Consider the following 8,881-nt stretch of genomic DNA (forward strand, 5'->3'; position numbering starts at 1 on the left):
TTGGTGGCTTCTCGAAACACATGTGGCTTTTCGCGGCTTAGGGGGAGGGCCGGGGGAACCTTCGATAGGTTAGCGTCTTTGCCGTGGGTCTTTAACCCGCAGTGAAGGCACTAACCTATCGAAATAACCAATGGCCCGGCGATGACGAACCGGCACGTGCGGGGTCGGGGGAACCCGTATACTGAAAGAGTTCGCGCCGCCGGGTACGAAACGGCTTGTGGAAGCTATGAACGCTCCCACCGAGTAAGGCATCTAAACCGGCACCGGCGCATGTGTACGACCGGGACCTTACGGGTCCCGAACTTTTGACGTTTCTGCGATGAGAAACGATAACTAATGAGAGGTTGACCGACCCTATGACGACGCAGTCTACGGATTCTTCCGCTACTACTGACGAGCACCGTAACCGCAATACTGAGCGTGCGCAGCTGCACTCCACGATTTGGCGTATTGCGAATGATTTGCGCGGCTCGGTAGACGGCTGGGACTTTAAGCAGTACGTGCTGGGTATGCTCTTCTACCGTTACCTCTCTGAGAGCCAGGTGCGCTTTGTGGAGAGCCAGAATATTGACATGCCTGATCGCTTTGAGAATATCCCAGACGATGAGTTCAAAGATCACATTAAAGAGTATTTCGTCAATGAGCGCGGCTTTTTCTTGTTGCCTTCGCAGCTGTTCTCAAATGTGTACAAGAACGCTAGCCAGAATCAGAATTTGAATGAGACTCTGGCAAACGTGTTCAAGGCATTTGAAGAGTCGGCGCGCGGTACCGACTCCGAAGCGAATGTGATGGGCCTCTTCGACGACTTTGTGTTGGATTCGAATAAGCTGGGTGTGAGCCCGGCGGCTCGTCACGAGAATCTGCTCAAGCTCATGGATGCTGTGGCGGGTATGAACTTGAACAAGGGCTACGAGGATAGCGAGAATGACGCCTTCGGTGACGCCTACGAGTACCTGATGGGCATGTACGCGGCGAATGCGGGTAAGAGCGGCGGCGAGTACTACACTCCGCAGGAGGTTTCGGAGCTGCTGGCGAAGATTGCCATGGATGGCCGCGATGCCGAGCAGATTCGTACCGTGTATGACCCGGCGTGTGGTTCGGGTTCGCTGCTGTTGAAGGTTAAGCGTGAGCTGGGTAAGAACTCGGACGGCCTGCGTTTTGTGGGTCAGGAGATTAACCTGACCACTTACAACCTGTGCCGCATGAACATGATTCTGCACGGTGTGCCGGTGGATGATTTCAGCATTGCGCACGGTGATACTCTGATTGACCCGAAGCATCGCGGCCGTGAGGGCGGTGATTTTGAGGAGCCGTTTGGTGCGATTGTGTCTAACCCTCCGTATTCGACGAAGTGGAAGGGTGATGATGACCCGACCCTGATTCACGATGACCGTTACGCCCCGGCATCCGTGCTGGCGCCTAAGTCGAAGGCTGACCTGGCGTTCACGATGCACATGCTCAAGTCCCTTGACGAGGCAGGTACGGCGGCTATCGTTGAGTTCCCGGGCGTGCTGTACCGTGGTGGTGCTGAGCGTAAGATTCGTGAGTACCTGCTGAAGCAGAACGTGGTGGATGCTGTGATTCAGCTGCCTGCCAACCTGTTCTACGGTACGAGCATTGCAACCTGCATTTTGGTGTTGAAGAAGGGCCGCCGTAAGGATCATTCGGTGCTGTTCGTGGATGCTTCGCAGCTCTTTGATAAGGGCACGAACCAGAATATTCTGGGTAAGGCGCACCGTGAGAAGATTCTGGAGGTGCTGGCGGCTCGTGAGGAGCGTGAGCATTTCTCGGCGCTGGTTCCGGTGGAGAAGCTGCTGGAGCAGGAGGCGAACCTGGCGGTGTCGAGCTGGGTTGAGCCGGAGGACACCCGTGAGCGCGTAGATATTGTTGAGCTGAATTCTCGTATTGAGGGTATTGTGGCCCGTCAGGCTCAGCTGCGCGTGGAGATTGACGCTATTGTGGCGCGCCTGGAAGGCGGCGAGTAGTCGTGGCTAAGGTGACGAATTATATTGATCGCCTGGTGGCTGAGCTCTGCCCGGAGGGGGTGGAATACCGCCCCATTGAGGAGCTGTTTACCACCCGTAATGGCTATACCCCGTCTAAATCCAATAGCAGCTATTGGGAGAACGGAACTGTTCCGTGGTTCCGCATGGAAGATATTCGTGAAAATGGCGGAATTCTTTCAGAATCTTTGCAGTCCGTTCATGAAAGCGCTTTGAAAAAGGGCGGGATGTTCCCTGCTGGTTCAATCATTGTGGCGACTTCTGCAACGATTGGTGAGCATGCGCTGATTAATGTAGATTTTTTGTGCAATCAAAGGTTCACTGTTCTGATTCTTAAAGACGAATTTAAGAACCTTTTGTCTCCTAAATTTATTTACTACTATTCATTCATTTTGGACCGTTGGTGCCTTTCGAATACTACGCAGTCCAGCTTTGCCAGTGTGGATATGAAGCGTTTCAAGAAATTTGAATTTCCTGTTCCTCCTATGGAGATTCAGGAAGCGATTGTTGAAATTCTTGATAAATTCACGAACCTGGAAGCGGAGCTGGAAGCGGAGCTGGAAGCGCGTACTCTGCAATACGAGTACTACCGTGATTCGCTCTTCGAAGCCCTCGACTGCCCCCGCGCTACCCTGGGCGAACTAGGTAAGTTCTACGGCGGACTTAAGGGAAAAACTAAGAATGATTTCGGCTATTCTGGTGCGCGATACATTTCCTATAAGAATGTATATGAAAACATTTCAACCGACTTCACTTGGCCTGACTTCGTGCAGGTAAAAGAAGGAGAGAATCAGCTTTCCCTAATGAAGGGTGACATTCTTCTGACTGGATCATCTGAAAATATGGAAGAATCAGGTCTTTCATCTGTCGTTACGAAGGAACCTGGGGAGAAAGCATATTTGAATAGTTTCTCAATCTGCTATCGCCTCAACGATCCGAGCATTCTTAACCCCGAGTTTTCTAAATATCTTTTTAGGAGCCGTCTAGCTCGTAAACAGATTATTCGAACTGCTCAAGGAGTTACGAGGTTCAACGTCTCCAAGAAGAAGCTGGCTAATGTGACTATTCCTATCCCCAGCTTGGAAGAGCAGCAGCGCATTGTCGATATTCTCGACCGCTTCGATGCCCTAACCACCAGTCTCTCCGAGGGTCTACCCGCAGAGCTTGCGGCGCGTCGCAGCCAGTACGAGTACTACCGCGACCAGCTACTCACCTTCCCCCGCAAGGGCGAAAACCAGTAGCCACCCGCGCATCAAACCGCGCATCACGCGCACACCCCGTGCAGGGGCGGCACCCGCCACCCCTGCACGGGCCCCACGCCTCAACCACACTCAACAGGCCAAACTCAACAGGCCAAACTCAACTAGCTGGGCTCACCAACCCCGAGCCCAACCATCCACACACTCAACCCCTACGCAAAGGAGCACCCCGTGGAAACCGTACCCAACCACCCCCGCCCCACCGAAGGACGCACCGAAAGCATCCTCAGCTCAGACGACTTCACCGTCATCGCCGACCGCAGCAAAGCAACCGGCTACGACGAATGGGAATCCCAGCACCAGAAGAAGCGTGAGCACCAGAGCGAATCGCAGCTCGAAGCCGAACTCATCGAAACCCTCAAAACCCAGGGCTACGACTACCTGCCGCGCCTCACCGACGAAGCCGCACTCATCCGCAACCTGCGCGAACAGCTCGAACGCCTCAATACCCGCCCCGAAGAAGGCGCATACGGCCCCAACAGCGGTTTCCACTTCACCGACGAAGAATTCAACCGCCTACTCACCGAACACATCGCCCGCTCCAACGACGGCATCCTCGAAAAAGCAAAGCTTATCCAGGAAGAACGCTTCATCGACTTCCGCCTCGAAGACGGCACCCTGCGCAACATCATGCTCATCGACGCCGCCTACCCCGCACGCAACCACATGCAGGTCATCAACCAGTACCGCGTACCCGCCCCCAACGGCAAAGTACTCAACCGCTACGACGTGACCATCCTCGTCAACGGCCTGCCCCTCGTGCACATCGAACTCAAGAAGCGCAACGTGAGCATTCGCGAAGCCTTCAACCAGATCGAACGCTACCAGAACGAAGGCTTTCAGCAGGACCAGCACCGCCTCTTCGAATACGCCCAGATCTTCGTCATCAGCAACGGCTTCGAAACCAAGTACTACTCCAACACCGTGCGCCACAAGCACGTCGAAGACCAGCAGAAGGCCGGCCGCAAGACCGCCTCCGGCGGCTCCGCAGGCAAGAGCTTCGACTTCACCAGCTACTGGTCAGACGAACAGAACAACCGAATTAACGACCTGATTCTCTTCGCGCGCACCTTCCTCACCCGCCACACCCTCGCAAACGTCCTGACCCGCTACTGCATCTTCACCGTAGGCCAGGACCTGCTCGTCATGCGCCCCTACCAGATTGCGGCAACCGAGAAAATCATTAAGCGCGTCGAAATCGCCAACAACAACCCCAAGCTGCTCGGCACCAAAGAAGCCGGCGGCTATATCTGGCACACCACCGGCAGCGGCAAGACCCTCACCAGCTTCAAAACCGCACGCCGCCTGGCAGAAACCGGGCTCGTCGACAAGGTCATCTTCGTCGTGGACCGCAAGGACCTCGACTACCAGACCATGCTCGAATACAACAACTTCCAGGCAGACTCCGTCAGCTCCACCGGCAGCACCCGCGAACTCAGCGAACGCCTCGCCGACCATGGAACCAACATCGTGGTCACCACCATCCACAAGCTGTCCAACCTCATCACCGCCGACTCCGAACACCCCGTCTACGGCCAGCGCGTAGCCATCATCTTCGACGAATGTCACCGCTCCCAGTTCGGCCGCATGAACACCGCCATCAAGAAGAGCTTCAAGAAGTACAGCATGTTCGGGTTCACCGGCACCCCCATCTTCGAAAAGAACTCCGCAGGCGGCCCCGGCACCACCACCGTCGAAGTCTTCGGCGACTGCCTGCACACCTACACCGTCGTTGACGCCATCAACGACAAGAACGTGCTGAAATTCCACCTGGAATACACCAACACCAGCCCCCACTTCGCCGAACTCGAAGAAGCCTCCTACGCAGAAGAAATCGCCGCCGAACACGCCGAAACCCCCGACTCGAAGGAACTCGCCAAGTTCGCAAAGAGCAAGGAAGTACTCGAAAGCCCCGAACGTATCGAAGCCGTAGCCACCTACATCCTGGACAATTACGACCGCAAAACCAACCAGAGCGCAGCCACCAGCTACGAGGTCAAAAAGACCCGCACCATCAACGGCGTCACCGAACACTACGTACAGCGCGTGCGCGGCTTCAACTCAATCCTGGCAACCTCCTCCATCGAGGCCGCCTGTACCTACTACGACACCCTCAATACCCTGCAAGAAGAACGCATCGCAGACGGTACCCTGCGCCCCGAACAGAAGCTCAAGGTCGCCATCATCTACTCGCAGGGCAACGGCGGACAGCTCTTCGACACCTTCGGAGAAGAAGAAAACTTCACCTTCGCCACCGAAGACACCGGCAACCGCATGGACGGCTTCCTCGAAGACTACAACACCATGTTCGGCACCAACTTCAGCACCGACGGCGACTCCTTCGACAACTACTACAAGGACGTCTCCCGCAAGATGAAGATGCGCGAACTGGACCTGCTCATCGTCGTCAACATGTTCCTCACCGGCTTCGACTCCAAGACCGTCAACACCCTCTGGGTCGACAAGAACCTGAAGATGCACGGCCTGGTGCAGGCATACAGCCGCACCAACCGAATCCTCAACTCGCTCAAGCCCTCCGGCAACATCGTGTGCTTCCGCGACCTCGAACAGGCAACCAAGGACGCCTTCACCCTCTTCGGCGACACCGAAAACAGCACCGGCCAGTCCGCCCTCGACATCGCGTTCACCCGACCCTACAAGGATGCCTACGCCGCATACGACAAGGCCGTATCTGAACTGCGCGAAGAATTCCCCATCGACGAGGGCGGCTCCATCACCGTGGACACCCCCGAAGACAAGGCCCGCTACATCGAGCTGATGAACCAGGTGCTTAAACTGCAGCAGGAACTGCGCGTGCACGACGAGTTCATCCGCGACGGCGGCAACGAACTCATCAGCGACTACGACATGCAGGGCTACACCGGTGTCTACAACGACATCTACGAAGAAGCCCGCGAACTGCGCCGCGAACAGGAAGAAGCGAAGGACAGCGCCGACAGCGAAACCGGCGAAGGCGAAGAAAAGCCGACCGCAGTTGACCTGTTTGATCGCGTATCCTTCCTGACCGAACTGGTCAGGCAGCAGGAAGTCGGTGTGCTCTACATCCTGGAGCTCGTCAAGGCAGCCCGCGCCGCACGCCACGGCAAGGCGGCAGGGGAGAGCGGCACCTCCGAAACCGCGCAGGACAGCGTGGAGCACTTCCGCGACCGCGTGCGCCTCGCAATTCGTAACGACGCCGACCTGCGCGAAAGCGGCGACATCATCGAGGACTACTTCGACACCTACCTGAACGAGTCCGAAGACCACGACGTGCAGGAACACTTCCACCACTACGTGACCGACCGCCGCACCCGCGAAGAAGACACCATCGTGAAGGATGAAGAGCTGGACTCCGCAGAGACCCAGCGCGTCGTCAACCGTGCGCTCAAGGAAAACCGCCGCACCATTCCCGGCAAGATCAGCCGCCTGGTCAAGGGCAAGATTTCGCTCTTTGGCGGCAAGCTCGGCGGTGCGAAGACCGAGGATGCAGCAACCAAGGCGAAGCGCGTGAAGCAGAAGCTGGAGAAGCACATCGTCCGCTTCATGCCGTTCCTTGGTGGAGAATAACCCTCGGAAACTAACGCACGGTTATGTACTGTAACCCGCGCTAGTTTGCGGTAATCCGCCCAGAAGCCACATGTGTTTCGAGAAGCCACTTCTTTGGTGGCTTCTCGAAACACATGTGGCTTTTCGCCGTTAAGCGGGGAGGATCGGGGACTCCTTCGATAGGTTAGTGTTTTCGCCGTGGGTCTTTAACCCGCAGTGAAGACACTAACCTATCGAAACAGCCAGTTACCCGCCACGTAATCTACCTGGTGTGGAGGAGGATTCGGTCATGAGGCATAGATTTGTGCCATAGGTTAGCGTCTTTGGTCGTAGTTAAAAACCATGGCAGAAGTCCGTAACCTATGACCGAATTTCCGTACGGGGCGGTGTAGCCCCTTATCTTGTCAGGGGTCTTTTCTAATCTGTAATCAGAAGCACCGAAATTCGCAGAGTTGGGAAGGAAAAGACTATGGGTAACCTCGGTATGATTGCAGCAGTGACCTCACTTTTACTGGTGTTTGTGACTTTATGCCTTATTTTCCGGATGGTTCTTGAATCAACTGGATATTTTTGGTACGCAACGGCTAGGAATGAGATGATTGCTAGTATCCTAAACGAATTTGGTATATATAGAGAATCAAAATTTGAATCTTTTAAGCGGTTTGGAAAAGCATCAATAAGGAACGCTGCATTTAATATATCCCACCCGCTTCACCTGTTTCCTCCCAAAGATGTAGATAATGAATTTAAAGATAAGGTTCAACATTTTCTAAAGTGGGTTGAAAAGGAGCCAAGCTCTACTGCGCAAAGTAATTGTATCGATTCGTTGGCCCAGCTGGAAAAAATGACTGGTATCACCCCTAAATATGACCCATTTGGGGAGGTCTATCTATCTTTAAGGAATTTTTGTTCCGAGGTGGAGGAAATAAAATATGCAGATTTTGTTAGCTATGATGACATTCTGAACCTCATTAAAGAAGAGAATATCCTGGCAAAGTATTCTTGGGTTAAGAAGCGCTGGCAGTCTGGTTATCTCCTTCTCTTGATGCGTGATTTTGTTGATTATGCCGGGAGGGGAACGACTATTGGGCTGTTTATTGGTTTCACCATTGCCTTAATTCTAGGAGACCCTTTTGGTTTGGTTGTAACGGTAATTCCTGTAGTTGGTGCTATTATTGGGGCAATTTCATGCCTTGTAAGAATTGACCTTGCCAAAAATGAGGTTAATAGGCTGAATAATAAAAAGTATAGAAGTCATGTGAGGGTGATAGTTAAATCTATTATCAGTATTCTGTGTATGTATTTATTTATGAATGCCTATTTTCTAATCATTGCTTTGCTGCATGGGGCAAGAATTGGTGGTTAATATGCCAATGATTCAACCTTTGGTAGATTATTCTCCGTCTAATGCATAATGAGTTGCAAAAGTGATGCTATGCATCGTCTGATTAGAACGAAGCCCTAATATAGTTCTAGCGGTAGTGGTGTACTCTCATTCCAGCCCTCCGAGTGGCTATTCCGTATTGGCAACTCGGTGGGCTGCTTTGGCATGTTAAAAGCTTTTATAAGCTCGATGCATCCGCGGGGGAGTGCACCTCCAGAAAACCCCTTGTCACGCAATATTTTTTGTGCATTTTCTCCGGCACGGGCGGTGCAGCCCATTATCTTGTCAGGGGTGCCCCGTACCTTTGATGGTAGAGAACAACGACGCGTTCTCACCCACTCCGCCGAGCGACCAAAGGAGCCCCTCATGTACACGGTTGGTTACTACAATGACGAAGACTTCCGCGCCTTCTACTCCGGCCAGGACGCCGCCAACATTAACGACTTCTTCACTCACAACGGCGAATACCTCATGGTGTACCTGCCGGAGGTGACCGACCGCGAGTTCCTTGCTGGCCTCCGCTACGGTAACGGCTGCGATGCTCTCTGCCAGAGCGGATATGCCCTCGACGAGGCAGAAGAGGCCCTCCGCGACATGTATGCGCTCGCCGTGTAGCCCGCCCACCTGTCACAGATGGGGATCCGGTCATGAGTTGCGGATTTGTGCCATAGGTTAGCGTCTTTGGTCGT

The 8,881-nt window shown here is 53.9% G+C and carries 5 protein-coding genes; all 5 read left to right on the forward strand.

The window, feature by feature from the left end; genetic code table 11:
* Nucleotides 1–356: 356 nt before the first annotated feature.
* The 5 genes from HMPREF2980_RS05920 (at nucleotide 357) to HMPREF2980_RS05940 (ending at nucleotide 8,807) form a co-directional block, all read left to right on the forward strand.
* The gene (locus tag HMPREF2980_RS05920) at nucleotides 357–1,985 is read left to right on the forward strand and encodes a type I restriction-modification system subunit M (protein WP_070690775.1); all 1,629 of its coding nucleotides are present in this window, start codon (nucleotides 357–359) and stop codon (nucleotides 1,983–1,985) included.
* 2 nt (nucleotides 1,986–1,987) lie between these two features.
* Complete coding sequence (locus tag HMPREF2980_RS05925; RefSeq protein ID WP_210399290.1) at nucleotides 1,988–3,244, forward strand: restriction endonuclease subunit S; 1,257 nt, start codon at nucleotides 1,988–1,990, stop codon at nucleotides 3,242–3,244.
* A 189-nt stretch (nucleotides 3,245–3,433) separates the two neighbouring features.
* Nucleotides 3,434–6,829 carry a type I restriction endonuclease subunit R, EcoR124 family gene (locus HMPREF2980_RS05930; RefSeq protein ID WP_083313509.1) on the forward strand — a complete coding sequence of 1,132 codons (3,396 nt, stop codon included), beginning with the start codon at nucleotides 3,434–3,436 and terminating at the stop codon, nucleotides 6,827–6,829.
* Between the two features lie 448 nt (nucleotides 6,830–7,277).
* On the forward strand, nucleotides 7,278–8,174 hold the full coding sequence (locus HMPREF2980_RS05935; RefSeq protein ID WP_049345499.1) for a hypothetical protein: 897 nt from the start codon (nucleotides 7,278–7,280) through the stop codon (nucleotides 8,172–8,174).
* 384 nt (nucleotides 8,175–8,558) lie between these two features.
* The gene (locus tag HMPREF2980_RS05940; RefSeq protein WP_070690778.1) at nucleotides 8,559–8,807 is read left to right on the forward strand and encodes a hypothetical protein; all 249 of its coding nucleotides are present in this window, start codon (nucleotides 8,559–8,561) and stop codon (nucleotides 8,805–8,807) included.
* The last annotated feature ends 74 nt before the right edge of the window (nucleotides 8,808–8,881 follow it).

This window comes from Rothia sp. HMSC076D04, assembly GCF_001814645.1.
In the GTDB taxonomy this organism is placed as follows: Bacteria; Actinomycetota; Actinomycetes; order Actinomycetales; family Micrococcaceae; genus Rothia; species Rothia mucilaginosa.

What these genes read in the sequence shown, in the direction of transcription:
- HMPREF2980_RS05920 (WP_070690775.1), top strand. Translation starts at nt 357, where the DNA reads ATGACGACGCAGTCTACGGATTCTTCCGCTACTACTGACGAGCACCGT.
- HMPREF2980_RS05940 (WP_070690778.1), top strand. Translation starts at nt 8,559, where the DNA reads ATGTACACGGTTGGTTACTACAATGACGAAGACTTCCGCGCCTTCTAC.
- HMPREF2980_RS05935 (WP_049345499.1), top strand. Translation starts at nt 7,278, where the DNA reads ATGGGTAACCTCGGTATGATTGCAGCAGTGACCTCACTTTTACTGGTG.